This window comes from Microbacterium sp. Ag1, from assembly GCF_001005635.1.
GTDB lineage: Bacteria > Actinomycetota > Actinomycetes > Actinomycetales > Microbacteriaceae > Microbacterium > Microbacterium oxydans.
The window spans coordinates 442,241-468,440 of the sequence record NZ_LBCR01000034.1; the positions used below are offsets into that span (position 1 = coordinate 442,241).

The window sequence follows — 26,200 nt, forward strand, 5'->3', positions numbered from 1 at the left end:
TGCTCGGAGCATGAACACTCCCCTCACCGCCGTCGCCATCTCCTGCACCCTCAAGCCGTCTCCCGCGTCGTCCAGCTCCGACCTCCTCGCGACGCAACTCCTCGACGCCCTGGCAGAGCACGATGTCACCGGCGACCTCGTGCGCGCCGTCGACTTCTCGCTGAGCCCTGGGGTCGAGAAGGACATGGGTGACGGTGACGAATGGCCGCGGATCCGTCAGCAGGTGCTCGACGCCGACATCCTGGTCTTCGTCACGCCGACCTGGATGGGTCAGCACTCGAGCGTCGCGCAGCGCGTGCTCGAACGCCTCGACGCTGAGCTCGGCGAGACCGACGAGGACGACCGTCCCATCCTGTTCGACAAGGTGGCCATCGCCGGTGTCGTCGGCAACGAGGACGGCGCCCACCACATCGCGGCGATCCTGTTCCAGTCGCTGAACGACATCGGGTTCACGGTGCCTGCGCAGAGCTCTGTCTACTGGAACGGCGAGGCGATGCAGACCACCGACTACAAGGACCTCGAGGAGACACCCGAGAAGGTCGCGTCCGCGATCAGCACTGCCACCAGGAACGCCGCTCACCTGGCGCGGTTGCTCAAGGCGCAGAAGTACCCCGCGGAATGACGTCGATCAGGCCGTGAGGTCGAGGGCCCATTCGTTCACGGTCATCTCGGCGCCACGGAACTGGTCCGTGACCGTGCCGTGCAGCGTGAAACCGTTACGTCGGCAGACTCCGTTTGAGGCGGAGTTCTCGATCGCGGGACAGGCCATCAGGAGCCGCCGCGGCTCGGGGTGCGCACGGGCGTCGTCTATCAGGAGGGCGAGGGCTTTCGATGCGACCCCGCGCCCATGCGCTTCGGGTCGGACGAACCATCCGGTCTCCCATGCCGGCTCATCCCTCCACACGACCGGCCAGTAGCCGATCGACCCGAGCGACATCCCCTCCTCGTCTTCGACGACGAACATCCGCGCTTCTCCGGAGGCGACCAGGCGCAGGTAACGGGCGTGGCGCTCCGTGATCTGGTCGTCGGTCTCCGGCCCGTTGAGGTGCGCGGTCATCTCCGGGGTGTTGGCGGCACGCAGCAGCTCGAGGTCGTTCTCGGACCAGGTCCGGAGTCTGAGGGTTTCCATGCACGGATCTTGCCACGGGCCGCCGACATCAACAGGTCGATGATCCGTTCGCTCCCGTGCGGTGAACTCGGGAGAGGTGTAGGTTGCGGAGATGGAGCCGATCCGAGTGGGGCTCGTGGCGGACCCGGCTTCGCCCACCGTCGTCGCACGTCGGATGACCGATCTCACACCGCCGCTCGCGGCGCAGGCCGACGGCTGGATCGTCGAACTCCTCAGCGAGCCGTTCACCCTCGGATCCGAAGACGTCGACGTCGCCCTCGAACGACTCCGCGCGCACGCCGAGCAGAACCGGTGGGACCTCGTCGTCGGCGTCACCGAGCTCCCGCTTCGCGACGACGACGGTCGCTATCTGCTGGCGGCGATCGATCCTCGACGCCAGGCCGCGGTGCTGTCCCTGCCCGCGCTGGGCGGGTACCGGGTGCAGAGCAGGGCCCGCCACGCGGTGCGCGGGCTCGTCAGCGGGATGGCTGCTCCCGCCTCGCCCGAGGAGCAGCGTCTGCCGCTTCCCCGCCTCAGCGCCCGGGGGCGCGTGCTGCGGGGCATGGTGCTGGCGAACCGTCCGTGGCTTCTCGCGGCGGGCCTCAAGTCCGCGCTGGTCGCAGCCCTGGCCACCGGGGCCGTGGCGACGATCGAGCCGACGGTGTGGTCGCTCGCCATCTCGCTGTCGGGCTGGCGCCTGGCGGCCGCCACCGTTGCCTCCATCGCGATCCTCATCGCCTGGATCGTGATCGACGGCAGGCTCTGGGACCGCCCGGACGACGACTCGACACAGGCGCGCGAGAGATCCCGCCTCTACAACACCTCGACGATCCTGACGCTGACCATCGGCATCGTCATCTGCTACCTGGCGTTGTACGTGGTGAATCTGGCCTGGGCGCTCTTCGTGCTCGATACGACCGTGATGAGCGAAGCGCTCGGGCGGACGGTCGACGTCGAGGATCTCTTCGTGCTCACGTGGTTCGTCGCATCGGCGGCGACGCTCGGCGGGGCTCTGGGCACGGGTTTGGAATCCGACGACGCGATCCGCGCCGCCGCCTACTCGAAGCGTGAGGAGGATCGACGCGCCCGCCTGGCCGACGAGAGGAGCCGCGGGATCGAGTGATGCCACGGCTCCTCTCCCCGTCGATCGTCCGGGTCATCCGAAGGCGGAGATCGCCCCGAGTCCGAACACGACCGCAGACACCAGCCCGCCGAGCGCCAGGCGGATCACACGCCAGGTGAGTCGGCGTCGCGTCCGGATCCACGGGAGAGCGTCGACGCGCAGCACGAGCCCCACCACGCCACCGGCGGCGAGCGCGACGGCCGCGAACCACAGCGCGATCGGCACGCCGGCCCAGCCCGTGGCGAAGTGCAGCACGGTGAACACGGCGAGGAGTCCGACGGATTCGGCGATGGCGGCCGTCCGGTCCGCGATCTGAACCCAAGATCAGGCCAGAACTCCTTGCTGCTTCGCGAGAGCGTTGTACAGCGCGCATCTGTCGAGGAGCTCGTCGTGTCGTCCGACATCGACGATGCGGCCACGCTCCATGACGATGATCTTGTCGAAGTCCCTCACTTCAGCGAGCCGATGCGACGCCATGAGGATCGTCGTGTCTCGCGCTCGCTCGCGAAGCAGCACTGACAGCCGCTCCGCGGAGACGGCGTCCAAGCTCGATGTGGGTTCGTCGAGCAGCAGCATACGTCGATGAGAGAGCAAGGCACGAGCGACCCCGAGACGCTGCCGTTCACCGCCCGAGAGATTGCTACCAGAAACAGACACGGGACGGTCGAGGATGTCGGCGTCTGCTCCGTCGAACAATCCCACGTCCCGCAACGGCTCCAGGAGTACGTCATCGGAAAGCCCGCGATGTTCGATATCGAGGTTGTCGCGAACGGATCCTCCAATCGGCGGGGAGTTCTGTGGCACCCACGCGAGATGGGAGCGATATTCGATGAGCGGGACATCGTGACTCAGGGTGCTGTTCAGGAGGACGGAGCCCGAACTGGGTTCGTAGAACCGCTCGACGAGCGCGAACACCGTGGACTTACCGGAGCCGGACGGACCCACCACAGCGACGTGCTCGCCTTCTCGGATCGTGATGTCGAGGGGGCCGATCTGTGCGCCGTGTCCTGCCGCGGCCTGCGGGTACTCGAAGGTGACGTTCTTCAGAGACATCAATGGACCGTCACCCCGGCTCCCCCCGACCGGCGTGTGCTGAGCACGAGCGTCCTCTTCTGTGGACGCGGAGACAATCTCGTCTATTCGGTCGACAGCGGCGAGTCCCGTCTGAATACTGACGAAGGTCGAGCCAACCTGGGACACGGGACCCACCATCATCATTAGGTACATCATGAAGGCGATGAGCCCGCCGAGGGACAGACTGCCCTCAGCGACGCGGACACCCCCGAGAGCGAGAGTGATGATGAGAAGCGCCTGGGTTGCAAGAGTCATCACCGGCTGCATGTACGCGCCCAGCCGGGCCACGAGGATGGCATGACGTCTGACATTCCCGGCGTCCACGGCGACCAGGTCGAGCTGCGGCTGGCTCACACCGTAGGCGCGGATCAGTGGCAGAGCCGTTAGAGTGCGTTCGAAACTGCCGGTGAGGGTGGCGGTGGCCGCCTGAGTCTTGGCGGATGCTGTGCGCACCAACCGCCCCATCAGTGTCGACAGCACGGTGGCGACGACCGTAATCACCAATGACAGTGCGAAGAGCGTCGGGTCGATGGCCACCATGAGGCCCGCGGCAACGACGAACGTGATGACCGCGGCGAGCAGTTTGAACACACCGGTCGTCAGGACGGATGCCGATGCGGCGGTGTCAGAGATCATGCGAGAGAGGAACTCACCCTGCGGTACGCGCTGCACGTGAGCCATCGGCAAGGAGACCACCTGCTTCGATACCCGCGTGCGCAGGTCGAGGATGAGGTCGTGCGCTGTGCAGGCGAGGGCATAGGACTCCACCCCGGCGAGCAGCGCCTGAGCGACCACTGCGGCCGTCAGGATCAACACCGCAGAAACTGGCACGGAAGCGGAGGTAAGCGCGTCGAACATCCGCTGCAGAAGGAGCGGCTGAGCAAGCCCCAGGCCAGCACCTGCCAGCGACAACACGACAAGCCCGCCGAGGCGCCAACGGTGGCGTCGGATGAAACCTCGAAGCACGGCGCTGCGGATCACCGTTGCGTCCTTCGAGTCGCGACGAGCGCGGCGGTGAGCACGGTGACGGCGAACAGGAACGCCAACGCGACGAACGTGAGCGTGATGTCCGCCCAAGGGATGGCGCCGATTGCTGTTCCCATACGCGCCGGGTCCTGAGCGAGGTTGCGAACGCCCCGGCAAGAAGCACACCGCTGGAAACGATAAGAACGAGCGCCTCGGACAGCAGCGTGCCCACCGTACGCAGACGAGATATCCCGAGCAGGTTCAGCAGCCGGAACTCGCCTCGACGGTTCAGGACGGATGCCGTGAGCCCCTGGATCATGGCCACGATTGCGAGGCCGTAGATGGTGCCGAAGAGGGCGATGTTGCCGGTGGCGGCGTTGCTTTGCCGCAGAGCGATCCGCGTCTGGATGAACTCGTCTTTCGTCATCGTCGAGGCGTCGCCGTCTACGGTCGCCGTCACGCGGTCGACGGCATCAGTGCCCGCGTTGACGAACACGCGGATGTCCCACACTTCCGGGTCGAGGGTGTCTAGCATCTCCCAATCCACCAGCAACCCCGTATAGAGCCGGGATGTGACGACGGCGGCAATGGTGAGCGTTGCCGTTTCCCCGTTCGGGGCTTCCACGGTGACGGTGTCACCGACGTCGTCGCTCTCCCGCGTGGAGACGACAGCCGCCTGACCGGCACTGTCGAAGTCGCCGGACTTCACTTCTGTGTCGAACATGTCCTGGTACGTGTCGAGGTCCACGAAGTTGAACACGGTGAGGAAGGTTCCGTCAGCACGTCCCTTCTCAATGAGGCGAGTGGTCGCTGCGGAGCGCATCACGCCGTTGACGCCCCGCTCTTCCGCGGCAGCACCGGCGATGCTGTCGGCTTCCATGACGGTGGGCGGTTCGATGATGAGGTCCGCGTCGAGCTGCGTTTCATAGTCGGCCTGCATTGTGGCCTGGTCGGGTCCCGCACCGATGGCGAAGCCACCCATCACTCCCATGAGGATGAGCAGCGGGAGCACGTTGGATGCGAATCGTTGCGAGTCGCGTGAGGCGCGTTGGGCAACCAGAACGCCGGACCCGCCGATGAGTGGCCTGAGCAGCCACCCCAGGGCTCGGGCGACGACGGGAACGAGAACGGGTGCGAGTGCTCCGAGCGGGAAGATGATGAGCAGCGGCACGATGATGGACGCGATGGGGTTCTCGCTGCCGGTGTCCGGCATGAAGATCAGGAATGCGGCGAGCCCGATGATGGACGCGCCCGCGACGATGATCCGGATCGCGCTCATCCGCTTGCCTATCGCTCCGGTTGACGATGCGGAGAGCGCGGCGAGGACATCGCTCGTCTGCTTGGTACGCAAGCTCAACCAGGCGGCAAGCATGGAGCAGAGGATCATCCCCGCCGCGACGGCGACCAATGTCAGGATGGGGAAGCCGAAATTCACCTGCAGCGACTTGCCGAAGACGCCCACGCTTCGCAGCAGCAGGTAGAACGGGTGGGCGAGCAGGCCACCGACGATGACGCTCGGGACGGCAACCATGACAGCGAAAACGAGTGCCTCGATGGTGACCATGACGCGGACTCGAAGGACACTCGCTCCTGCCAGGCGGAGCTGACCGAGCTCCCGCCTGCGCAGGGCAAGCATGTTCCGGAAGCCCAAGTAGACCAGCACGAGTGCAATCACCACTGTGGTGAAGCACATGACCTGCAGGATGCCCTGAGAAGCGCTCACCGCGGCGCGTACGACGCGCGCATCGAACTCGGACAGCCCGTCGAGTCGTAGCGCCTGCCCGCTCGCCAGGCCGGTGAACAGGACCATCTCCGCGGTAGCGACGACCGTGGCGATGCTCAAGAGGATGGCGACGCCGATGTACGCCGAGCGGTGCTGACGCACGAACGCCATGGAAACAGGCAGCTGCTGAGCCACGCTCATCGGGCGGCGCTTTCCAGACCTGTCATCCGAGAGCTGACAGCCTCCGCGCTCGGGCTCTCCATCGTGTCGACAAGGCGACCGTCGACAAGGAAAAGGACGCGGTCGGCGTACGCAGCGATTTGCGGATCGTGCGTGACCATGACGACGGCGGTGCCGGCCTCGCGGAACTGGCGAAGCTGATCCATCACGAGGAATCCGCTCTTACGGTCAAGGGCTCCCGTGGGTTCGTCGGCGAAGATGACTCGCCGAGTCTGCGCGAGGGCGCGTGCGATGGCCACCCGTTGCTGCTGCCCCCCGGAGAGTTCGGCCGGGTACGACTTGGCTTTCTCGGCGAGCCCGACGTTCGCGAGTGCGGCCTCTGCATCGTCTCGGCGGATCGCCGCTCCCCCGAACAGGGAGGGCAGCGTAACGTTCTGCAGTGCGGTGAGAGCCTCGACGAGATTGAAGCTCTGGAAGATGAAGCCGAACTCGTCGCGACGCAGGAGGTCGAGTTGGCGTTGCTTGGCGGACCTCAGCTCGATGCCATCGAACGTCACGGACCCGACTGACGCACGAATGAGGCCGGCGAGGCAGTACAGCAAGGTCGATTTCCCTGACCCTGACGGCCCCATGATGGCGGTGAAGGACCCTGGTTCGAAGGAGCAGGTGACGTCGTCGAGAGCGCGGGTTTCCACCCGCCCGTTCGAGAACGTATGGCCGAGCCCAGTCGCCGTGAGCATTGTTCGCCCTTTCGTTGATGAAGCGTGTGTGACGCGAATAGACGCGCGTCCCACACGTCCGTGTATCAGTTCGGTCCGCAGGAGATGCTGATACCGCTGTTGTCGCCGTCACACCACATGCTGATGCCGGATCCGAAGACACCGACCTCAGGCCCGGACTCGTTCGACAGGCCCTGCAGAGAAAGCAATGCGCTCATTGTGTTCACCCCCTCTCATGTCATCGTCAATGGGTCTGGGAAGAGTCACCGGGAACCAGAGGTTCGGGTCCTCTTCGAGTTCAGAGAGGAGCGCGCCAACATACCCGGCAGCTCCGGTGGAGAAATCTGCGGAGAGATGGTGACCGTTGTCGCCGAGCACCATCAACGTCTCCGGCTCGTCGCCGCGGAACAGAAAACTGTCGGCGGTGAACGCCATCAACCGGGCCCGCTCGCTGCCCGCGGTGGATACGGGTAGGAGCGCGCAGGCGATGCCCGCCGTTCCTCGGAAGAGACCGCCGTTCATGCTGATGATGCCGTCGACAGCTTGCGTGAGGCGGGCGATCTCGTGCGGGGGAAGACCGTGATGAACTTGCCGGCCGACCCGCGGTTAGCGTACTTCATGCTCGTACGCTGCAGCTCCCCCTCGTCCGAGAGGTACTTGAAGGGAACGCTCCGCTCGACGCAGATGTCGGCGACGACACGAAGCGCATCGTGGGCCCTACCGGGGCGGGTGCTGATGTGAATCTTCCATCCCTGGCGAGGAAGGGAAGTGCCGTCATGTGGGTGGAGCACCGTCCAGGGCCCGAACTGAGTCGTCGACCATGAGCCCGGCACAGGGTGCGCGAAGCGTCGAGAGGGCGCGGCCGAGGTGGCCTGCTCATAGAAGGCCTTGCCGGGCGAGCAGTGCTGGAGTCGGAGCATCGAACGATTCCGGTACATCACGCCTCTGCGCTCTGGCTGAGCCCGTCGACCAACATCGGCCCCGAAGCGACGCGCACTGGCAATGCCGAGAATCGACGATCCATGACCGCTCCTTCCGCTTCGTCCTCGTGGGCTGGTCACCTCCTGTCGGCGGCGTCCTGCGTCTATGAAACCGAGCCGCAGCCTCCGGCACGATGGGCCTTACCCCACTCTTCGAGGTAGGGCTGGCCATACCTTCCGCCCGCATTCACGATGCCGGGTGCAGAGGATCCCTAGGCTGGACTCATGACGACGGCGGCTCACGTGTGGGAGGCGATGAAGCTGCCTCCATGGCGTTTCGTCCTCAGCCGTTGGCCATGGCGCGCACTGGTCTACTTGGTGTTGAGCGTTCTCATCGGCGCGGCGCTCATCCCCCTCGTGATCTTCACGTTCCTTCTTCTCCCGTTCTGGGCGCTGGTTTTAGGAGCGTTGGAGCGTCGCCGCACCAGCCTTCTGGGGTTCGCCCCACAGCCGAGCGCTCACACCACCGTCGACGCCAGCGAACGTCACCACTGGATCAACATCCGCCTCACCGAACGGGCGACATGGCGGGAGACGCTGGCCCTCGCATGGGACCTGCTGTTCGCACTCATCGCCCTCATCGTGCTGTTCTTCGAGACGGTCACCCTCCTCGCGCTCGGCATGGTCGCTGTCGCTGGCATCACCGGGCCAACGCCCACTCAGTTCTTCGGAGACGCCGAAGGTGTGATGACCCCCACCAACTGGTGGCCGGTCGCGCTGATCACGCTCGTCATTCTCGTGCTCTTCGGCTACATCAACGCGTGCCTCGCCACCGGGCAATCATGCGTGCTGCGACTCTTGTGCGGGCCGCACAACCGAGCCGTGGATGCGAACGTGCAACGACTCCTCAACTCCCGCCGCGCTCTCGCCGAGTCCTCGGATGCGGAGCGCCGCCGCATCGAACGCGACCTGCATGACGGCGTGCAACAGGAACTCATCGCTCTTGGCGCCCGGCTCGGGATGATCGGACTGGAAGTCGATGAGCTCGCCGCGCGCGGCACGGACACCACTCATCTACTGCGGGCCGTCGATGAGGCTCAGCTTCAAGCGGAGCACGCGATGTCCACCCTTCGCGACACGGTGCGGGGCATCCATCCTTCCGTCCTCACGGACTACGGTCTGCGCGCGGCGCTAGAAGAACTCGCAGAGCGCAGCAACATCCGCGTGACACTCGAGGGCAATCCCCGGATCCGCGTTCCGGCCGCCTACGAGACCACCGCCTACTACCTGGTGGCGGAGGCGTTGACGAACATCGCCAAGCACGCTTCGGCCTCGTCCGCCGTCGTCGGCACCGGCGCGGATGGGAAGTCGTTCATCGTCACGGTCTCGGACAACGGAACCGGAGGTGCCGACGAACGCGCCGGAACGGGACTTCGAGGGCTCTCCGAACGTGCGGAAGCCCTCAACGGTCGCCTCCGGATCACAAGCCCTGCCGGTGGTCCCACGGTCCTGCGAATGGAACTGCCCCTCCCCAACGAAGGAGACACGTCGCGTGCGAATACTGGTCGCTGAGGACTCAACGCTTCTTCGTGAAGCGCTCATCGCTCTACTCGAGCGGATCGGTCACTCTGTCGTCGGGGCCGCCGAGACCGCCCCACAGCTCGAGGAGGCTTACGCACGCCTTGAGCTTGCGCCGGACATCATCATCACCGATGTCCGCATGCCGCCTGGCAACAAGGATGACGGTCTGCAGGCCGCCCTGCGTATCCGCGAGCAGCACCCTCACCAGCCGATCCTCGTGCTGTCGCAGTACCTCGCGGACACGAACGCGCGCCGCCTCCTGACCCTGCCGGAAGGAGCTGTCGGTTACCTGCTGAAAGACCGCATCAATCGGGTGCGCGACTTCGCCGGCGCCTTGCAGAACATCGCCGGCGGCGGGACGACTATCGACCCTCATGTCGTCCAGCACCTCCTCAGCGCTGCCCATCCCGGACCGCTCGACACGCTCACGCCGCGGGAGACGGAAGTGCTCGTACTGATGGCGGACGGTCAGTCCAACGCCGCCATCGCAGAGAAGCTGGTACTCAGCGATCCCGCTGTCGGTAAACATGTGGGGCGCATTTTCCAGAAGCTCGGTCTGAGTCCCGTTGACGAGAACCGCCGCGTCAAGGCTGTACTCACCTACCTACAAGCCTCGCGAACCCCCTAGGCCCATCACACGTCGCTGCGGTGTCCGCTCCGTCACCGGTTATACGGGCCGCGAGATTGCATTCCATCACATGCCGCGGGTCCCAGTCGTTGTGCCCGTGGACAAGAGCGTACGCTTTGATGCCCTGCAACGCGGCGGCATCGGCGACCTGGATTGCCAGGTGCTTCGTCGGGCACGCGTAGACCACCCGCTGCCCGTACTCCCGTCGCCGCCACTCAGCGATGAGTAGTCCGACCATGGTCTTCCCCGACCCGGTCGGAAGCTCGAGCGCCACGTCGTCGTCGGTGAGGTGGTCACGGTGGTACTCGCGGAGCTGATCCGTCTGGTGAGACCACAACGCGCCCACGCCGCTACGTCGGCCCCCCAGCTCACCGAACAAGGTCTCGGGCGAAGCGGTAGCCTCCTCCGCTCGAACATCGGTCGGAAAGACAGGGCGGGGCGGGCGAGCATCAGCCGTGACGGGCCTCCGAGCTATCGACGGTGGCCGACATTCCGACGACCACGGGATCTACTTCGGGTACAGGCGAACTCCGAGAGACTCCTCGAGCAGAACTATCGCGCGAAAGTGTGCCCATGCGGCTCCGGAGAGAACGCGTGGGAGCGACGCTTCCTCAATCCCCGCATCCGCGGCGACACTCCGGATGCTCGATTCCCCCATCGCCGCACGCACGCTCACGACGAACTGGTGAGATCCTTGGGAGTGGGGTGCTTTACGTTGGCCATCGCCCTCGCACCCCACTCTCAATGGTTCTTACACCAACGACTGAATCAGTGCCGTGTCCTAAGACGAGCGCCAACTTCAACGTGCGGCGGCGCCATGATGCGTGACGCCGCACAGGGACTCAGAAGTCCCAGTCGTCGTCTTCCGTGGCCTCGGCCTTGCCGATGACGTACGACGAGCCCGACCCCGAGAAGAAGTCGTGGTTCTCGTCGGCGTTCGGCGAGAGCGCCGACAGGATGGCCGGGTTCACGTTCGTGACGCTGGAGGGGAACATCGCCTCGTAGCCCAGGTTCATCAGGGCCTTGTTGGCGTTGTAGTGCAGGAACTTCTTGACGTCTTCGGTCAGACCGACACCGTCGTAGAGGTCCTGCGTGTACTGCACCTCGTTGTCGTAGAGCTCGTACATGAGCGAGAACGTGTAGTCCTTGAGCTCATCGCGACGCGCCTGGGTCTCGTTCTCGAGGCCCTTCTGGAACTTGTAGCCGATGTAGTAGCCGTGCACGGCCTCGTCACGGATGATGAGGCGGATCAGATCGGCCGTGTTCGTCAGCTTCGCCTTCGACGACCAGTAGATCGGCAGGTAGAACCCCGAGTAGAACAGGAACGACTCCAGCAGGGTGGAGGCCACCTTGCGCTTGAGCGGGTCATCGCCCTGGTAGTAGTCCATGATGATCTGAGCCTTCTTCTGAAGGTTCGGGTTCTCCGTGGACCAGCGGAACGCCTCATCGATCTCCTTCGTCGACGCGAGCGTCGAGAAGATCGAGGAGTAGCTCTTCGCGTGCACCGACTCCATGAACGCGATGTTCGTGTACACGGCCTCTTCGTGAGGAGTGATCGCGTCGGGGATCAGCGACACCGCACCGACCGTGCCCTGGATCGTGTCGAGGAGCGTGAGCCCCGTGAACACCCGCATGGTGAGCAGCTGCTCGTCGGGGGTGAGCGTGTTCCACGACTGCACGTCGTTCGACAGCGGCACCTTCTCCGGCAGCCAGAAGTTGTTCACCAGACGGTTCCAGACCTCGAGGTCCTTGTCGTCCTGGATACGGTTCCAGTTGATCGCCTGCACGCTGGAGACCAGCTTGAGTCTTTCGGGAGTCATTTTCTTCGTCGTTCCTCGGGGTTCGGCCGCGTTCTCAGGTCAGCAACAGGTCAGAGCATGCACGAGACGCACTCGGCCATGTCGGTGCCCTCGAGCGCCAGCTGACGCAGGCGGATGTAGTAGATCGTCTTGATGCCCTTGCGCCATGCGTAGATCTGCGCCTTGTTGATGTCACGCGTGGTGGCGGTGTCCTTGAAGAACAGCGTCAGCGACAGGCCCTGGTCGACGTGCTGCGTCGCCGCGGCGTACGTGTCGATGACCTTCTCGTAGCCGATCTCGTATGCGTCCTGGTAGTACTCCAGGTTGTCGTTCGTCATGAACGCCGCCGGGTAGTAGACGCGGCCGAGCTTGCCTTCCTTGCGGATCTCGATCTTCGACGCGATCGGGTGGATCGACGACGTCGAGTTGTTGATGTACGAGATCGAGCCGGTCGGCGGCACCGCCTGGAGGTTCTGGTTGTAGATGCCGTGCTTCTGGATCGACGCCTTCAGCTCGGCCCAGTCGTCCTGTGTCGGGATGTGCTTACCGGCGAACAGCTCCTTGACCTTCTCGGTCTCGGGAACCCAGGCGCGGTCGATGTACTTGTCGAAGAACTCCCCCGACGCGTAGGTCGAGTCCTCGAACCCGTCGAACGTCGTGCCGCGCTCGATGGCGAGCTTGTTCGACGCACGCAGCGCGTGGAACAGCACCGTGTAGAAGTAGATGTTCGTGAAGTCGATGCCCTCTTCGGAGCCGTAGTACACGTGCTCGCGAGCGAGGTAACCGTGCAGGTTCATCTGCCCCAGGCCGATGGCGTGCGAGCGGTCGTTGCCGTCCTCGATCGAACGAACCGAGCCGATGTGGCTCTGGTCGCTGACCGCGGTCAGTGCCCGGATCGCGGTCTCGACGGTCTGGCCGAGGTCGTCGGCGTCCATCGACAGCGCGATGTTCATCGAACCGAGGTTGCAGGAGATGTCCTTGCCGATGTTGTCGTACGACAGGTCGTCGTTGTACGTGGTCGGCGTGTTCACCTGCAGGATCTCGCTGCAGAGGTTGGACATGTTGATCCGACCCTTGATCGGGTTGGCCTTGTTCACCGTGTCCTCGAACATGACGTACGGGTAGCCGGACTCGAACTGGATCTCGGCGACGGTCTGGAAGAACTCGCGCGCGTTGATCTTGGTCTTCTTGATGCGCGGGTCGTCGACCATCTCGCGGTACTTCTCGGTGACCGAGATGTCGCCGAACGGAACGCCGTAGACCTTCTCGACGTCGTACGGCGAGAACAGGTACATGTCCTCGTCGTTCTTGGCGAGCTCGAACGTGATGTCGGGCACGACGACGCCCAGCGACAGCGTCTTGATGCGGATCTTCTCGTCGGCGTTCTCACGCTTGGTGTCGAGGAAGCGCATGATGTCGGGGTGGTGCGCGTTGAGGTACACCGCGCCGGCGCCCTGACGCGCACCGAGCTGGTTGGCGTAGCTGAAGCTGTCTTCGAGGAGCTTCATGACCGGGATGATGCCCGAGGACTGGTTCTCGATCTGCTTGATCGGCGCACCCGACTCGCGGATGTTCGACAGCAGGAGTGCGACACCGCCGCCGCGCTTGGAGAGCTGCAGCGCGGAGTTGATGCCGCGGGCGATCGACTCCATGTTGTCTTCGATGCGCAGGAGGAAGCAGCTGACGAGCTCGCCGCGCTGCGCCTTGCCGGCGTTGAGGAAGGTGGGGGTCGCGGGCTGGAAACGACCGGAGATGATCTCCTCGACGAGGGCCACGGCGAGCTTCTCGTCGCCGTCGGCGAGACCGAGGGCGGTCATGACGACGCGGTCCTCGAAGCGCTCGAGATAGCGCTTGCCGTCGAACGTCTTGAGCGTGTAGCTCGTGTAGTACTTGAACGCGCCGAGGAACGTCTCGAAGCGGAACTTCTTGCCGTAGGCGAGGTCGTTGAGCTTCTGGATGAACTCCATCGAGTACTTCTCGATGACGGCGCCCTCGTAGTACTCCTTCTCCACGAGGTAGTCCAGGCGCTCCTTGAGCGAGTGGAAGAACACCGTGTTCTGGTTCACGTGCTGCAGGAAGTACTCCCGCGCGGCGCGCTTGTCGGCGTCGAACTGGATCTTCCCGTTCGCGTCGTACAGGTTGAGCATCGCGTTGAGGGCGTGATAGTCGAGACCCTCGTAGGAGGGGTTCGCCTTGAATGCCACTGTCTCGGTCACTGAAGCTGCCACCGTCGTTCCAATCCGTCGCTCACGCGATCCACATCGTCTTGTGTGCCGAAGATCTCGAGCCGATACAAGTGAGGCACGTGGCACTTGCGGCTGATGATGTCACCGGCGAGGCAGAAGGCATCGCCGAAGTTGGTGTTCCCCGCGGAGATCACTCCGCGGATGTGGCGTCGGTTGCGCTCGTCGTTGAGAAACCGGATCACCTGTTTCGGAACGGCGCCCTTCTCGACGCCGCGCCCCGCTCCCCCGCCGTAGGTGGGGGTGACCAGCACGAAGGGCTCGTCGATGACGAGGTCTTCTTCGTTCCGGTGGAGGGGGATGCGTCGGGACGGGAACCCGAGCTTCTCGATGAAACGCGCGGTGTTACCCGAGACGCTCGAGAAGTAGACCAGGAGCGGCGCTGCGGTCGCGACGGCGCTCATGGTGCGTCACGCCAGACGGGACGCGAGCTCGTCGATCTTGTCGGGACGGAAGCCCGACCAGTGGCCCTCGTCGGTGACGACGACGGGTGCCTGCATGTAGCCGAGCGCCTTGACCTGCTCGAGCGCCGTCGGATCTTCCGACAGGTCGAGGACCTCGTACTCGATTCCCTTGGCATCCAGGGCACGGTAGGTGGCGTTGCACTGAACGCAGGAAGGCTTGGTGTAGACCGTGATCGACATCTTTTTCGTAACCCCTCAAATCTCTGGCCTGCTTCTCATCAGGCTGTTTCCCGGTAGACCCCCTGCCGGGACTTCAATACTACATATGGGGACCGACATTGGGGGCGACCACAAGGGGTAGTAGTTACATCCGTGTAGTTATCCACCGTTCTCAACAGATACAACACAGGTTCTCCACCGTTTCTTCCACAGGCCGAGCCCCCTTCCGAAGGCACGCGAACCGCGTGAAATCGCGGCTGGGAAGCCCCTGTGAGCGATCCATCCACAGGGGGCACGTTACGACGCCCCACCGACATTCGGATTCCTGTGGAATTCACCCTTCGGCGTGTCGCGGGCGTGTCGCGGATCGCCCCATCCGCGACCGGCCCCACGGGCCGGTACCGTTGTCTGGTGGCGGGATATCGGGATCTTCTTCGCACGCCGGGAGTGGCGCGCATGATCGCTGCTCAACTGACCGCGCGCTTCCCCAACGGGATGATGTCGCTGGCGATCCTGCTGCACGTCGAGCAGCAGACCGGCTCCTACGGGTCCGCTGGTCTCGTCCTCGCCGCGACCAGCGTCGGCCAGGCGATCGCCGGCCCCATCACCAGCCGCTGGATGGGCGCCTGGGGCATGCGTCGAGTGCTCACTCTCACCCTGTCGGTGTGTGTGGTGGCCGTACTGTGTCTGGCTCTGCTTCCGCTCGAGGTGCCGGGGTACATGGCGCTCGGGATGATCGCCGGCCTCTCCACCCCACCGGTGCAGGCCGCCGTGCGCACGATCTACCCCAAGCTCGTGAACTCCTCGAACCTCACCCCGCTGTTCTCCCTCGACGCGTCGCTGCAGGAGATCATCTGGGTGCTCGCGCCCGTCGTGATCACACTCGTCTCGACCCAGATCGGCACCGCCGAGGGTCTGCTGCTGGTCGCGATCATCCTCGTCGGCGGCGGCGCGTGGTTCATCCTCTCCCCCGAGGTCGGGCGGGTGCGCATCCCGCGCAGCCGCAACGCCCTCGGAAAAGTCGTGCTCAAGCCGCCCGTGATGCTGGCGACCGTGATCGGGTTCCTCCTGATCGGAGCCTGCGCCGCCGTCGAGGTCGGCGTCGTGGCGACCTTCGAGCACGGAAGCCTCGCCGCCGGACTCGTCCTCGCCGTGTTCTCGGCCGGAAGCCTCGCCGGTGGTCTCGCCTTCGGCCACATCCCCATCGGACCCTGGGCCATGGCCCGCCGTCTGCTGATCGTCACGATCGGCCTCGGGCTGACGATGGTCATGCTCAACGTGTTCTGGCTGGGCGGCACCCTCATCCTCGCCGGCATCGGCATCGCGCCCGCCCTGGCGGTGCTCTTCGCGATCACCTCGGCCAGCGTGAAGTTCAGCGAGACCGCTGAGGCCTTCGGCTGGGCCGGCACCGGACAGCTCATCGGCGCCGCCGCCGGTTCCGCTGTCGCCGGCTTCCTCGTGGATGTGGGCGACTGGCGCGGCGCCTACCTCGCCGCCACCATCTTCGCCGCGGTCGGACTGATCGTGGCCGTCGTCTTCGTCCGTTCCTTCCCGGACCTGCGTCACCGCGACGCGAGCCCCCACCCCGACACCGAACCCCTGGCGGTCACCCCCTCATGAGCTCTCCCTCCTCCTCCTTCCCCGAGATCGTCTGCATCGGCGAGACCATGGCACTGATCACTCCGACCGACTCCCGGCTCGCCGAAGCCGCCGAGGCGTCGGTCGGACTCGCCGGCGCGGAGTCCAACGTGGCCGCCGGCGTCGCCTCGACGGGACACCGCGTCGCATGGGCATCCCGCCTCGGCGCCGATCCGCTCGGAGACCGCGTCGCCTCCGAGCTCGAACGCCGCGGGGTGGAGCTGTGGGTCGAGCGCGACGACGCCGCCCCGACCGGGGTCATGTTCAAGGACCCGGGCGCGGAGTCCTCCTCCGTCTACTACTACCGCAGCGGATCAGCCGCTTCGCGCATGGAGCAGGGGTTCCTCGACCCCTCCCGCCTCGACGGGGTGCGCATCGTGCACACCACCGGGATCACGCCAGCACTGTCGGCCTCGTGCCGGCAGATGGTCGACCGGCTCTTCACCGATGCACGCGCAGCCGGCGCCCTCGTGTCGTTCGATGTGAACGACCGTCGTCCCCTGTGGAGCAGGGACGATGCCGCCGAGACGCTCGCCCGCCTCGCCGATGCCGCGGACATCACCTTCGTCGGCCGCGATGAGGCCGAGCGCATCTGGGGGACGGTGACCCCGACCGAGATCCGTGCGTTCCTGCCGAACTGCGCCCTGCTCATCGTCAAGGACGGCGATGTCGGCGCCACGGCGTTCGAGGGGGAAGCCGAGCCTGTCTTCGTACCCGCCCCCGTGGTCGACGTCGTCGAGCCGGTCGGCGCCGGGGATGCCTTCGCCTCCGGTTTCCTCGCGGCGACCCTCGACGGAGAAGACCTCACCTCACGCCTCTCCGCCGGTCACGCGGCCGCGGGGCGCGTGCTGACCATCGCGGCCGACCTCCCACCTCTGGTGCCACTGCGCTGATGCGCGCGAGACTGCGCGCTCCGGGGACCCCGGCACGTCCCCGGTCATAGGCTGGGGGCATGGCCGCACCGCTCACTCTTCCCCGCCTCTCGTGGGGGTCGCCGTCGGCCTCCCGTCGCGCCCTTCTGGTGCACGGTCTCGGGTCTTCAGGCGCACTGATGTGGCGTCTCGGCGACGCTCTCGCCGACGCGGGCTGGCACGCGACCGCCGTCGACCTCCGCGGGCACGGCGACGCTCCGCGTTCCCTCGACTACTCGGTCTCCGCCTATGGGGCCGACCTCGCCGAGACCATCCCCGACGGCGACCGTGCCTGGGATGCCGTCATCGGTCACTCGCTCGGTGGCGCGGCCAGCACGGTCGCCGCGGCCTCCAGCCCGGAGTGGACCCGGCGCCTCGTGCTCATCGACCCGGCGATCCACGTGGACGGTCGCGACGCCGCGATCATCCGCCGGAGCCAGGAACGCGCGTTCGCCGACACCCGGATCGAGGTCGTGCAGCAGGAGCATCCGCACTGGCATCCGCAGGATCAGGAGCTCAAGGTCGACGCCGTGCGGCGTGCGAGCGCGTGGGCCGTGGAGCAGACCAGCGCCCAGAATCGACCGTGGGACGTGCGCGCAGAAGCGGCGCGCCTGACGGTCCCCACGCACGTGATCGGCGCGGATCCCGCCGTCTACAGCATCTTCACGGGAGAGCTCGCCGACGAGGTGCTCGCCGCGAACCCCCTCATCTCCCTATCGGTGGTCGAGGGTGCAGGGCACTCCCTGCACCGCGACCGCCCGGAGGAATCAGTACGGCAGCTTCTGGAGGCACTGGCATGACATTCGATCCCGCAGCATTCCTTCCCGACGACCTCCTCGAGCGCATCCGCGAGCGCGCGCCGATCCACGACCGCGAGAACACCTTCCCTCAGCAGGACCTGGACGAGCTGCGGGCTGCCGGGTACCTGTCGATCCTGGTGCCACGAGAGCGCGGTGGCGCGGGACTCGGGCTCGCCGAGGCCGCGATCCTGCAGCAGCGCCTGGCGGGGGCGGCCCCGGCGACAGCCCTGGCCATCAACATGCACCTCGTCTGGACGGGCGTCGCGAAGGTGTTCTCCGACCGCGGGGTCCCCGGCCTTGAGTTCGTGCAGGACGGCGCCGTCGCGGGCGAGGTCTTCGCGTTCGGCATCAGCGAGGGCGGCAACGACCTGGTGCTGTTCGGCAGCGACACGGCGGCTGTGCCGGACGGGGACGGCGGCTACTCCTTCACGGGAACGAAGATCTTCACCTCCCTCGCCCCGGTCTGGACGCGCCTGGGCCTGCACGGTCTCGACACCACCAGCCCCGATGCCCCGAAGCTGGTCTTCGCCTTCGTTGAGCGGACGGATGCCGTCACCACCTCCGACGACTGGGACACCCTCGGCATGCGGGGCACGCAGAGCAGGACCACCCGGCTGAACGGCGCCGTGTCCGACGCCGCCCACGTCGTGCGACGCATCGATCCGGGACCCAGCCCCGACCCGATCGTGTTCGGGATCTTCTCGGTCTTCGAGATCCTGCTCGCCTCCGTCTACACGGGGATCGCCCGGCGAGCGTTGGAGCTCGCGGTGGCCACGGCGCAGAAGCGGCATTCGAAGAAGACCAGGCTCGCGTACAGCCAGGATCCCGACATCCGCTGGCGCATCGCCGACATGGCCATCGCCTACGACGCGCTGCCCCCGCAGATCGCCGCGCTCGGACGCGATGTGGATGAGCGCGTCGATCACGGCGCGCGGTGGTTCCCCCAGCTCTCCGGTGTCAAGCATCGGGCGATCACGATGGCCAAGCACGTCGTCGACGAGGCGATGCTCGTCGCCGGCGGCGGGTCGTACTTCTCGGCCAATGAACTCTCGCGCCTCTACCGCGACGTTCTGGCCGGAGCGTTCCACCCATCCGACCCCGAGTCCGCGCACTCCACGGCGGCGAGCGCCTGGCTGGGACCGCTCGAGAGCTGAGATTCCTGCCGATTCCGCTGGACGAATAGCCAGATTCCACGAAATCGGTTGCTCAGCGCATCGTGGAGTGCGAGGATCGCACCATGAGTCCGGCGAAGAAGCACCCTTCCCTCGATGCGGTCTCGAAGACGATCGTCGAGCTGCTCCAGGAGGACGGACGACGTTCGTACTCCGAGATCGGCCGCACCGTCGGGATGAGCGAAGCCGCCGTGCGCCAGCGCGTGCAGCGGCTCACCGAGTCCGGCGTGATGCAGATCGTCGCCGTCACCGACCCGATGCAGCTGGGCTTCCACCGCCAGGCCATGATCGGCGTGCGCGTGTCCGGCGACGCCCGCCGCGTCGCCGAGGCCATCGCCGCCATCGACGCCGTCGACTATGTGGTCATCACGGTCGGATCCTTCGATGTCCTCGCCGAGGTGGTCTGCGAGGACGATGACGACCTGCTCGCGCTGATCAACGACGTCATCCGCCCGATCGACGGCGTCCTCTCCACCGAAACCTTCATCTACGCCAAGCTGCAGAAGCAGCTCTACAACTGGGGGACCAGATGAGCACCGCACGCACCATACCTTCCGAGTCCGCACTGCAGACGATGGCGAAGGACCATCTTTGGATGCATTTCACCCGGCAGTCCACGATGGCCGAGTCGGGCGTGCCCATCATCGTCAAGGGCGAGGGGCACCGCATCTGGGATGCCAAGGGCAAGGAGTACTTCGACGGGCTCGCCGGCCTCTTCGTCGTGAACGCAGGGCACGGTCGACGTCGACTGGCCGAGGCTGCCGCGGCGCAGGCTTCCGAGCTGGCGTTCTTCCCCCTGTGGTCGTACGCGCACCCGGCCGCGATCGAGTTGGCCGATCGTCTCGCCGACGAGGCGCCGGGCGACCTCAACAAGGTCTTCTTCTCCACCGGCGGCGGCGAGGCGGTCGAGACCGCGTTCAAGCTCGCCAAGCACTACTGGAAGCTGCAGGGCAAGCCCGCCAAGCACAAGGTCATCTCGCGGTCGGTGGCCTATCACGGCACGCCGCAGGGAGCCCTGGCGATCACCGGCATCCCCGCGATGAAGTCGATGTTCGAGCCGATCACCCCCGGTGGCTTCCGTGTGCCGAACACCAACTTCTACCGCGCGGCCGAGATGGGCGGACCCGCCGACGACCTCGAAGCGTTCGGACGCTGGGCGGCCGACCGCATCGAGGAGATGATCCTCTTCGAAGGCGCCGACACGGTCGCCGCGGTCTTCCTGGAGCCGGTGCAGAACTCCGGCGGCTGCTTCCCGCCCCCTCCCGGCTACTTCGCCAGGGTGCGCGAGATCTGCGACCGTCACGACGTGCTGCTCGTCTCGGACGAGGTCATCTGCGCCTTCGGCCGCCTGGGTCACACCTTCGCCTGCACGGGTCTCGGCTACGTGCCCGACATGATCACCTGCGCCAAGGGCATGACCAGCGGGTACTCCCCGATCGGCGCGACGATCGTCAGCGACCGCATCTACGAGCCCTTCTCGAAGGGCGACCTGTCCTTCCCGCACGGCTACACGTTCGGCGGGCACCCGGTGTCAGCCGCGGTCGCGCTGGAGAACCTCGCGATCTTCGACGAGGAGGGACTCAACGCGCACGTGCGGGAGAACTCCCCGCTGTTCCGTGCAGAACTCGAGAAGCTGCTCGACCTGCCGCTGGTCGGCGACGTGCGCGGCGACGGCTACTTCTTCGGCATCGAGCTCGTGAAGGACAAGGGCACGAAGGAGACCTTCGACGATGCCGAGTCCGAGCGGCTGCTGCGCGGCTTCCTGTCACCCGCCCTGTTCGAGGCCGGGCTGTACTGTCGCGCCGATGACCGCGGCGACCCCGTGATCCAGCTCGCGCCGCCGCTCACGGTCGGACCGTCCGAGTTCCGGGAGATCGAGCAGATCCTGCGGGATGTGCTGACGCGCGCGCAGTCCGTACTCTGACCGTCCCGGCCACGACGGCGCCACGACGGCGAGGACGCAGGGTCAGGCCACGGGCGTCGCGCTCCGCCTCGCCAGCAGTGCGAGATGGAGCGCGGCGAGCGTCTCTCCGTCGTCGAGGTCCGCGTCGAGCAGATCGCCGATCAACGTGAGGCGCTGATAGAAGACCGACCGCGAGAGGTGACTGGCGTTCGCCGCCGCTGAACGATTCCCGGGGTGTGCGACGAGCGCCGACAGCACGTCGATCAGGTCTCCTCGGCGCTCCCGGTCGTATGACACGACCGGCGCCAGCATCCGCTCGCTGTGCGCGAGAAGGCGATGGTCGTCGCGCAACGAGGCGACAAACCGCTCCAGCGGACGGTCGTCGACGCGCCGCACGCGGGGACCGCTGTCCGAACGGTCGCTCGCCGCCAGATCGCGCGCGGCCCGAAGCGAGGCGAGCAGCCCCAGCACGTCATCCGCAGGGGGCCCCACGAAGACCGTGCGGTCGGGGCCGACGAGGCTCGTGACGATCGCATCCGTCAGCGGAGCGGATGCCGGCAGCGAGAGCAGTGCGACATCGTCGTCACCCACCCGCGCGGCGACCACCGCGACCCCGGCCCTGGCCGCGCGGTGCGCGAGGTGCACCGCAGATTCCGTGCCGCGTGCCACGATGCCGTGGCAGTGCCGCCCCGCGAGCATGAAGCCGCTGGTCGCGAGACGGGCCTGGATGTCATCCGGACTCGCGAAGCGGGCGCCGAGCAGATCGTCGATGAGGCCGCGCTGCGCGAGCAGCGACCATTCGGAGTCACCGCCGTCCGCGAGGCATCCGAATGCGAGGGCCGTGGCCCCCTGTTCGAGCACGGTGAGCCGGCCGGCAGGATGCGCAGGTCCGGGGAGTGCGAGGAGGGTCCCCCACCGCACGCCGCGCGCCTGTACGGGCACGCGGTCGGCCGAGCGCAGCTTCCCCAGCGCCTCCGCGACCGGCATCCGCAGGGTCTCGTGCGCGATCACCTCACGCGCCAGGTTCTCCAGCACGACGGGTGCGCCGAGCGCTCTCGCCGTCTCCGCGACGACGACGTCGGCCGGAGCTCCGCGCAGGCTGAGCGCCGTGAAGAGCTCGTGCAGGTGCTGGCGTTCGCGCAGGGCCATGGTCTGCGCCGCGATCAGCGCGCGGTGCACGGTCTCCGTGACCGTGACGAACTTGATCTCGCTGGTGAGTGCGATCAGTGCGAGCCCGCGCTCCGTGCACACCTCGACGACGGCCTCCGGGATGCGCGCCTGGCCAGAGCCGAGCTCGACCACGATGCCCGCGACCCCGGCCTGATGCAGTCCGACGGCGAAAGCACGCAGTTCCGCCGGAGCGGTCGGCCAGCCGGCCCCGGTGCTGAGCAGGAGCTCCCCGCCGTCGAGCAGACGGGCGACACCGGCACTGTCGGACACGTGCACCCAGCGCACGGCGGCATCGAGCGCCCCACCGCCGACGATCACCTCCGGAGCGCCTGCCTGCAGCACGGGCTCCGCGAGGACGTCGGCGACCGTGAGGAGGGCGTCGCCGCGAACCGGACGATCTGTCCGGATGGAGCGGAAGTCCTGACGTTCTGACATCACGACCAACTCCTCTGCTCTGTGATCATTGAGGAGCACAAGCCTATCGGACACCGGTCAGAGTGTTCGAACGGCGCATTCTTCAGCCCTCGGAGGAACATCGTGGACATCGTCCGTCACGTCATCAACGGAGCGGAGACCGCCGAAGCGGCCCGCACCGGCCAGGTCTTCGACCCCGCCACCGGCCAGGTGTCGAAGCAGGTGGCCTTCGCCTCCACCGCCGAGGTGGACTCCGCGATCGCCGCCGCAGCCGCCGCCCTCCCCGCCTGGCGCGAGACGAGCCTGATCAAGCGCGCCGATGTGTTCTTCCGCCTGCGCCAGCTGCTCAAGGAGCGCACGCCGGAGCTCGCCGCGATCGTGACGAGCGAGCACGGAAAGGTGCTCTCGGATGCAGCGGGCGAGGTGTCGCGCGGCATCGAGAACGTCGAGTTCGCCGCCGGACTCGTGCACCTGCTCAAGGGCGAGCGCAGCGAGCAGGTGGCCCGCGGCGTCGACGTGCACTCGGTCAAGCAGCCGGTCGGCGTCGTCGCGGCGATCACCCCGTTCAACTTCCCGGTCATGGTGCCGCTGTGGATGGTGGCCTCGGCCATCGCCTGCGGCAACACGGTCGTCCTCAAGCCCAGCGAGAAGGACCCGTCCGCCTCCGTCTGGCTCGCGAAGCTCTTCAGCGAGGCGGGCCTGCCCGACGGAGTGCTCAACGTCGTCAACGGCGACAAGGAGGCCGTGGACGCGATCCTGGATTCCCCGCGCGTCAACGCGGTGAGCTTCGTCGGCTCCACTCCGATCGCCCGCTCGATCTACCAGCGTGCCTCGGCTGCCGGCAAGCGCGTGCAGGCCCTCGGTGGCGCGAAGAACCACATGGTCGTGATGCCCGACGCCGACATCGACGCGGCAGCCGACGCCGCGGTCTCCGCCGCCTACGGCTCCGCCGGCGAGCGCTGCATGGCCGTCTCCGTGCTGGTCGCGGTGGGCGACATCGCCGACGACCTCGTCACCGCGATCGCCGACCGCATCGGCGGCCTCACGATCGGCGCGGGCACGGATACCGCGAGCGAGATGGGTCCGCTCATCACCCGCGAGCACCGGGACAAGGTCGCCTCCTACGTGACGGGCGCTGAGGCCGAGGGCGCGAAGGTCGTCGTCGACGGCACGCAGAAGGAGTTCGACTCGGAGGGCTTCTTCCTGGGTGTCAGTCTGATCGATCAGGTCGCCCCCGGCATGAAGGTCTACGACGACGAGATCTTCGGCCCGGTGCTGTCGGTCGTCCGCGTCGACACCTACGCCGACGCGGTCGCCCTCGTGAACGCCAACGCCTACGGCAACGGCACCGCGATCTTCACGCGCGACGGCGGCACGGCCCGTCAGTACGAGTTCGACATCGAGGTCGGCATGGTCGGCGTGAACGTTCCGATCCCCGTGCCGATCGGCGCCTACTCGTTCGGCGGGTGGAAGGACTCGCTGTTCGGCGACTCGCACATCTACGGCCCCGAGTCGGTGCACTTCTACACGCGCTCCAAGGTCGTCACCACCCGCTGGCCCGACCACACCCCCTCCCAGATCGACCTCGGTTTCCCGAGCAACCACTGACTTCCCGAGCAACGACTGAGCGGACACGACGATGACGAACTTCACCGACCGACACGGGGTCGCGCACCCGCTGCCCGCCCCCGAAGCCGAAGCGCAGGTGCGTGCAGACGACCGCGGGCACGTGTTCCACTCCTGGAGCGCGCAGGGCCTGATCGACCCGCTGCCCGTCGCCGCGGGCGAGGGATCGACCTTCTGGGACTACCAGGGCAACCCCTACCTCGACTTCTCGAGCCAGCTCGTGAACCTCAACCTCGGGCACCAGCATCCCGATCTGGTCGCCGCGATCCAGCAGCAGGCCGGACGCCTCGCGACGATCCAGCCCTCCATCGCCAACGACGTGCGCGGCGAGCTCGCACGTATGATCGCGGAGGTCGCGCCCGAGGGGTTGGAGAAGGTGTTCTTCACCAACGGCGGCGCCGAGGCCAACGAGTACGCGGTGCGCATGGCCCGCCAGTTCACGGGACGCCGCAAGGTGCTGTCGATGTACCGCAGCTACCACGGCTCCACCTCGACGGCGATCTCGCTCACCGGCGATCCGCGGCGCTGGGCCAACGACACGGTCGACTCCGGTGCCGTGCGCTTCTTCGGACCGTACCTGTACCGCTCTCCGTTCCATTCCGAGACTCCGGAGCAGGAGGCTGAGCGGGCGCTCGCACACCTCGAGCAGACGATCCAGCTGGAGGGCCCGCAGACCATCGCGGCGATCATCATCGAGACGGTCGTGGGCACCAACGGCGTGCTCGTCCCGCCGCCCGGGTACCTGCAGGGTGTCCGCGAGCTGTGCGACCGCTACGGCATCGTGTACATCGCCGACGAGGTCATGGTCGGATTCGGCCGCCTGGGCGAGTGGTTCGGCATCGACGCGTTCGACGCCAGCCCCGACCTGATCACCTTCGCGAAGGGTGTGAACTCGGGCTACGTTCCGCTGGGCGGCGTGGTGATCTCCGACCGCATCGCGAGCGCCTTCGACACGATGCCGTTCGCGGGCGGACTGACCTATTCCGGCCACCCGCTCGCCTGCGCGGCCGGCGTCGCCACGTTCGAGGTGTTCCGTCGCGACGGCATCCTGGAGCGCGTGCGCGACCTCGGCACCCGTATCGTCGAGCCGACCGTGCGCGGCTGGGTCGAGAAGCACCCGAGCGTCGGCGACGTGCGCGGTCTCGGACTGTTCTGGGCCGTCGAGCTCGTGCGCGACCAGGAGACGCGCGAGCCCCTCGTGCCGTTCAACGCCTCGGGGACGGATGCCGCGCCGATGGGTGCCTTCGCCGCAGCCGCCAAGAAGGCCGGGGTCTGGCCGTTCACGCACTTCAACCGCATGCACATCGCTCCGCCGCTGGTGATCAGCGAGGAGGAGTTGGTGCGCGGGCTCGGTGTGCTCGACGAGGCGCTGTCCGTGGCCGACGAGGCCGCGGCGGGCTAAGACGACCACGGATGCACGAAGCCCCGGCGACATCGCGTAGCCGGGGCTTCGTGCATCCATGGTCGGTGTGTCGGAGGGAGTATGTCAGCTCGACGACAGCCCTCGCTACGACCTGCTCGAACCCCTCACGTCTCTAGACGTCTCAGAGCCGCGATAAGGACTCTAGAGAATCGTCTTTCTACGAGATAAAGCGCCGTCATCATGAGCAGCAAGATCGCTGCAGCTATCGCGCTCAGCATTGAAGGTTCATTCCAGAAAACGATAGCTGCGACCAGCGCGAGGACCGGCGCCACCCAGCTGATGATGAGAAGGCTGCGCTTCCGTTTCTCCATAGGACCAAATTCATTGAGAGAGACCATAACTGAAACTCCTTATCCCCTTACGGTCCCGTACACCAGACGTGACCCGCCCAGGTCCAGTACACCCAGATGCCCTTGCCTGCCTGGTTGCAGAGCCCCAGCCCCACGTTGTAGAGAG

Annotated in this window: 24 protein-coding genes and 1 pseudogene; 12 read left to right on the plus strand and 13 right to left on the minus strand. The window is 66.5% G+C overall.

The window, feature by feature from the left end; translation table 11 throughout:
- Positions 1-10 precede the first annotated feature (10 nt).
- Positions 11-622, plus strand: coding sequence for a flavodoxin family protein (locus tag AAY78_RS18755; protein WP_046749762.1), 612 nt, complete (start codon positions 11-13; stop codon positions 620-622).
- A 6-nt stretch (positions 623-628) separates the two neighbouring features.
- On the opposite strand, the gene AAY78_RS18760 is transcribed toward AAY78_RS18755, so the two are convergent.
- Positions 629-1,129: a GNAT family N-acetyltransferase gene (locus AAY78_RS18760; RefSeq protein WP_046749763.1), complete on the minus strand. Its 501-nt coding sequence runs from the start codon at positions 1,127-1,129 to the stop codon at positions 629-631.
- Positions 1,130-1,220: 91 nt separating this feature from the next.
- Here AAY78_RS18760 and AAY78_RS18765 point away from each other — a divergent pair, with 91 nt between their 5' ends.
- Positions 1,221-2,231, plus strand: coding sequence for a hypothetical protein (locus AAY78_RS18765; RefSeq protein ID WP_052748846.1), 1,011 nt, complete (start codon positions 1,221-1,223; stop codon positions 2,229-2,231).
- A 33-nt stretch (positions 2,232-2,264) separates the two neighbouring features.
- On the opposite strand, the gene AAY78_RS18770 is transcribed toward AAY78_RS18765, so the two are convergent.
- The 6 genes and pseudogenes from AAY78_RS18770 to AAY78_RS18790 all read right to left on the minus strand — a co-directional run bounded on the left by AAY78_RS18770 (position 2,265) and on the right by AAY78_RS18790 (position 7,813).
- Positions 2,265-2,495: a hypothetical protein gene (locus AAY78_RS18770; protein ID WP_046749764.1), complete on the minus strand. Its 231-nt coding sequence runs from the start codon at positions 2,493-2,495 to the stop codon at positions 2,265-2,267.
- A 60-nt stretch (positions 2,496-2,555) separates the two neighbouring features.
- Positions 2,556-4,457 (minus strand): ABC transporter ATP-binding protein, encoded by a 1,902-nt coding sequence (locus tag AAY78_RS19615; RefSeq protein WP_082108755.1) that lies wholly within the window; start codon positions 4,455-4,457, stop codon positions 2,556-2,558.
- 1,171 nt (positions 4,458-5,628) lie between these two features.
- Positions 5,629-6,195, minus strand: a pseudogene (locus AAY78_RS20245) (FtsX-like permease family protein); the annotation flags it as partial.
- Complete coding sequence (locus tag AAY78_RS18780) at positions 6,192-6,914, minus strand: ABC transporter ATP-binding protein (protein WP_046749766.1); 723 nt, start codon at positions 6,912-6,914, stop codon at positions 6,192-6,194. The gene AAY78_RS18780 and the pseudogene AAY78_RS20245, both read right to left, overlap by 4 nt.
- Before the next feature lie 147 nt (positions 6,915-7,061).
- The gene (locus tag AAY78_RS18785; RefSeq protein ID WP_046749767.1) at positions 7,062-7,415 is read right to left on the minus strand and encodes a hypothetical protein; all 354 of its coding nucleotides are present in this window, start codon (positions 7,413-7,415) and stop codon (positions 7,062-7,064) included.
- Entirely contained in the window at positions 7,412-7,813 is a 402-nt protein-coding gene (locus AAY78_RS18790) for a class III lanthionine synthetase LanKC N-terminal domain-containing protein (protein ID WP_046749768.1), read from the minus strand. Before AAY78_RS18790 ends, AAY78_RS18785 begins: the two co-directional genes overlap by 4 nt.
- Before the next feature lie 285 nt (positions 7,814-8,098).
- Between AAY78_RS18790 and AAY78_RS18795 the strand changes: the two genes are divergently transcribed.
- Entirely contained in the window at positions 8,099-9,385 is a 1,287-nt protein-coding gene (locus AAY78_RS18795; protein ID WP_052748847.1) for a sensor histidine kinase, read from the plus strand.
- On the plus strand, positions 9,366-10,022 hold the full coding sequence (locus AAY78_RS19620; protein ID WP_167480286.1) for a response regulator transcription factor: 657 nt from the start codon (positions 9,366-9,368) through the stop codon (positions 10,020-10,022). The genes AAY78_RS18795 and AAY78_RS19620 overlap by 20 nt, the downstream gene beginning before the upstream one ends.
- On the opposite strand, the gene AAY78_RS18805 is transcribed toward AAY78_RS19620, so the two are convergent.
- From AAY78_RS18805 to nrdH, 5 genes are all read right to left on the minus strand, one after another.
- Positions 9,991-10,368 carry a DEAD/DEAH box helicase gene (locus tag AAY78_RS18805; RefSeq protein WP_197077726.1) on the minus strand — a complete coding sequence of 126 codons (378 nt, stop codon included), beginning with the start codon at positions 10,366-10,368 and terminating at the stop codon, positions 9,991-9,993. The two genes, AAY78_RS19620 and AAY78_RS18805, sit on opposite strands and share 32 nt — an antisense overlap.
- A 496-nt stretch (positions 10,369-10,864) precedes the next feature.
- The gene (gene nrdF / locus AAY78_RS18810) at positions 10,865-11,842 is read right to left on the minus strand and encodes a class 1b ribonucleoside-diphosphate reductase subunit beta (RefSeq protein ID WP_045263442.1); all 978 of its coding nucleotides are present in this window, start codon (positions 11,840-11,842) and stop codon (positions 10,865-10,867) included.
- 50 nt (positions 11,843-11,892) lie between these two features.
- Entirely contained in the window at positions 11,893-14,037 is a 2,145-nt protein-coding gene (gene nrdE, locus AAY78_RS18815) for a class 1b ribonucleoside-diphosphate reductase subunit alpha (protein WP_046749771.1), read from the minus strand.
- The gene (gene nrdI, locus AAY78_RS18820; RefSeq protein WP_045263440.1) at positions 14,034-14,468 is read right to left on the minus strand and encodes a class Ib ribonucleoside-diphosphate reductase assembly flavoprotein NrdI; all 435 of its coding nucleotides are present in this window, start codon (positions 14,466-14,468) and stop codon (positions 14,034-14,036) included. Before nrdI ends, nrdE begins: the two co-directional genes overlap by 4 nt.
- A gap of 6 nt (positions 14,469-14,474) precedes the next feature.
- A complete protein-coding gene (gene nrdH, locus AAY78_RS18825) occupies positions 14,475-14,708 on the minus strand; it encodes a glutaredoxin-like protein NrdH (RefSeq protein WP_045263439.1) in 234 nt (77 codons plus the stop codon).
- Positions 14,709-15,143: 435 nt separating this feature from the next.
- On the opposite strand from nrdH, the gene AAY78_RS18830 reads away from it, so the two are divergent.
- The 6 genes from AAY78_RS18830 (at position 15,144) to AAY78_RS18855 (ending at position 21,132) form a co-directional block, all read left to right on the plus strand.
- Positions 15,144-16,307, plus strand: coding sequence for an MFS transporter (locus AAY78_RS18830; RefSeq protein WP_046749772.1), 1,164 nt, complete (start codon positions 15,144-15,146; stop codon positions 16,305-16,307).
- Entirely contained in the window at positions 16,304-17,218 is a 915-nt protein-coding gene (locus tag AAY78_RS18835; protein ID WP_046749773.1) for a sugar kinase, read from the plus strand. The genes AAY78_RS18830 and AAY78_RS18835 overlap by 4 nt, the downstream gene beginning before the upstream one ends.
- 59 nt (positions 17,219-17,277) lie before the next feature.
- Complete coding sequence (locus tag AAY78_RS18840) at positions 17,278-18,036, plus strand: alpha/beta fold hydrolase (protein ID WP_046749774.1); 759 nt, start codon at positions 17,278-17,280, stop codon at positions 18,034-18,036.
- Complete coding sequence (locus AAY78_RS18845; RefSeq protein ID WP_046749775.1) at positions 18,033-19,190, plus strand: acyl-CoA dehydrogenase family protein; 1,158 nt, start codon at positions 18,033-18,035, stop codon at positions 19,188-19,190. The genes AAY78_RS18840 and AAY78_RS18845 overlap by 4 nt, the downstream gene beginning before the upstream one ends.
- 83 nt (positions 19,191-19,273) lie before the next feature.
- Positions 19,274-19,741, plus strand: coding sequence for an Lrp/AsnC family transcriptional regulator (locus AAY78_RS18850; RefSeq protein WP_045263434.1), 468 nt, complete (start codon positions 19,274-19,276; stop codon positions 19,739-19,741).
- Entirely contained in the window at positions 19,738-21,132 is a 1,395-nt protein-coding gene (locus AAY78_RS18855) for an aspartate aminotransferase family protein (RefSeq protein ID WP_046749776.1), read from the plus strand. The genes AAY78_RS18850 and AAY78_RS18855 overlap by 4 nt, the downstream gene beginning before the upstream one ends.
- Before the next feature lie 42 nt (positions 21,133-21,174).
- On the opposite strand, the gene AAY78_RS18860 is transcribed toward AAY78_RS18855, so the two are convergent.
- Positions 21,175-22,716, minus strand: a complete 1,542-nt coding sequence (locus AAY78_RS18860; protein WP_082108757.1) for a PucR family transcriptional regulator — start codon at positions 22,714-22,716, stop codon at positions 21,175-21,177.
- A 102-nt stretch (positions 22,717-22,818) separates the two neighbouring features.
- Here AAY78_RS18860 and AAY78_RS18865 point away from each other — a divergent pair, with 102 nt between their 5' ends.
- The gene (locus AAY78_RS18865; protein WP_046749777.1) at positions 22,819-24,303 is read left to right on the plus strand and encodes a CoA-acylating methylmalonate-semialdehyde dehydrogenase; all 1,485 of its coding nucleotides are present in this window, start codon (positions 22,819-22,821) and stop codon (positions 24,301-24,303) included.
- Between the two features lie 31 nt (positions 24,304-24,334).
- Complete coding sequence (locus AAY78_RS18870) at positions 24,335-25,723, plus strand: aspartate aminotransferase family protein (protein ID WP_046749778.1); 1,389 nt, start codon at positions 24,335-24,337, stop codon at positions 25,721-25,723.
- Positions 25,724-26,200: the final 477 nt, after the last annotated feature.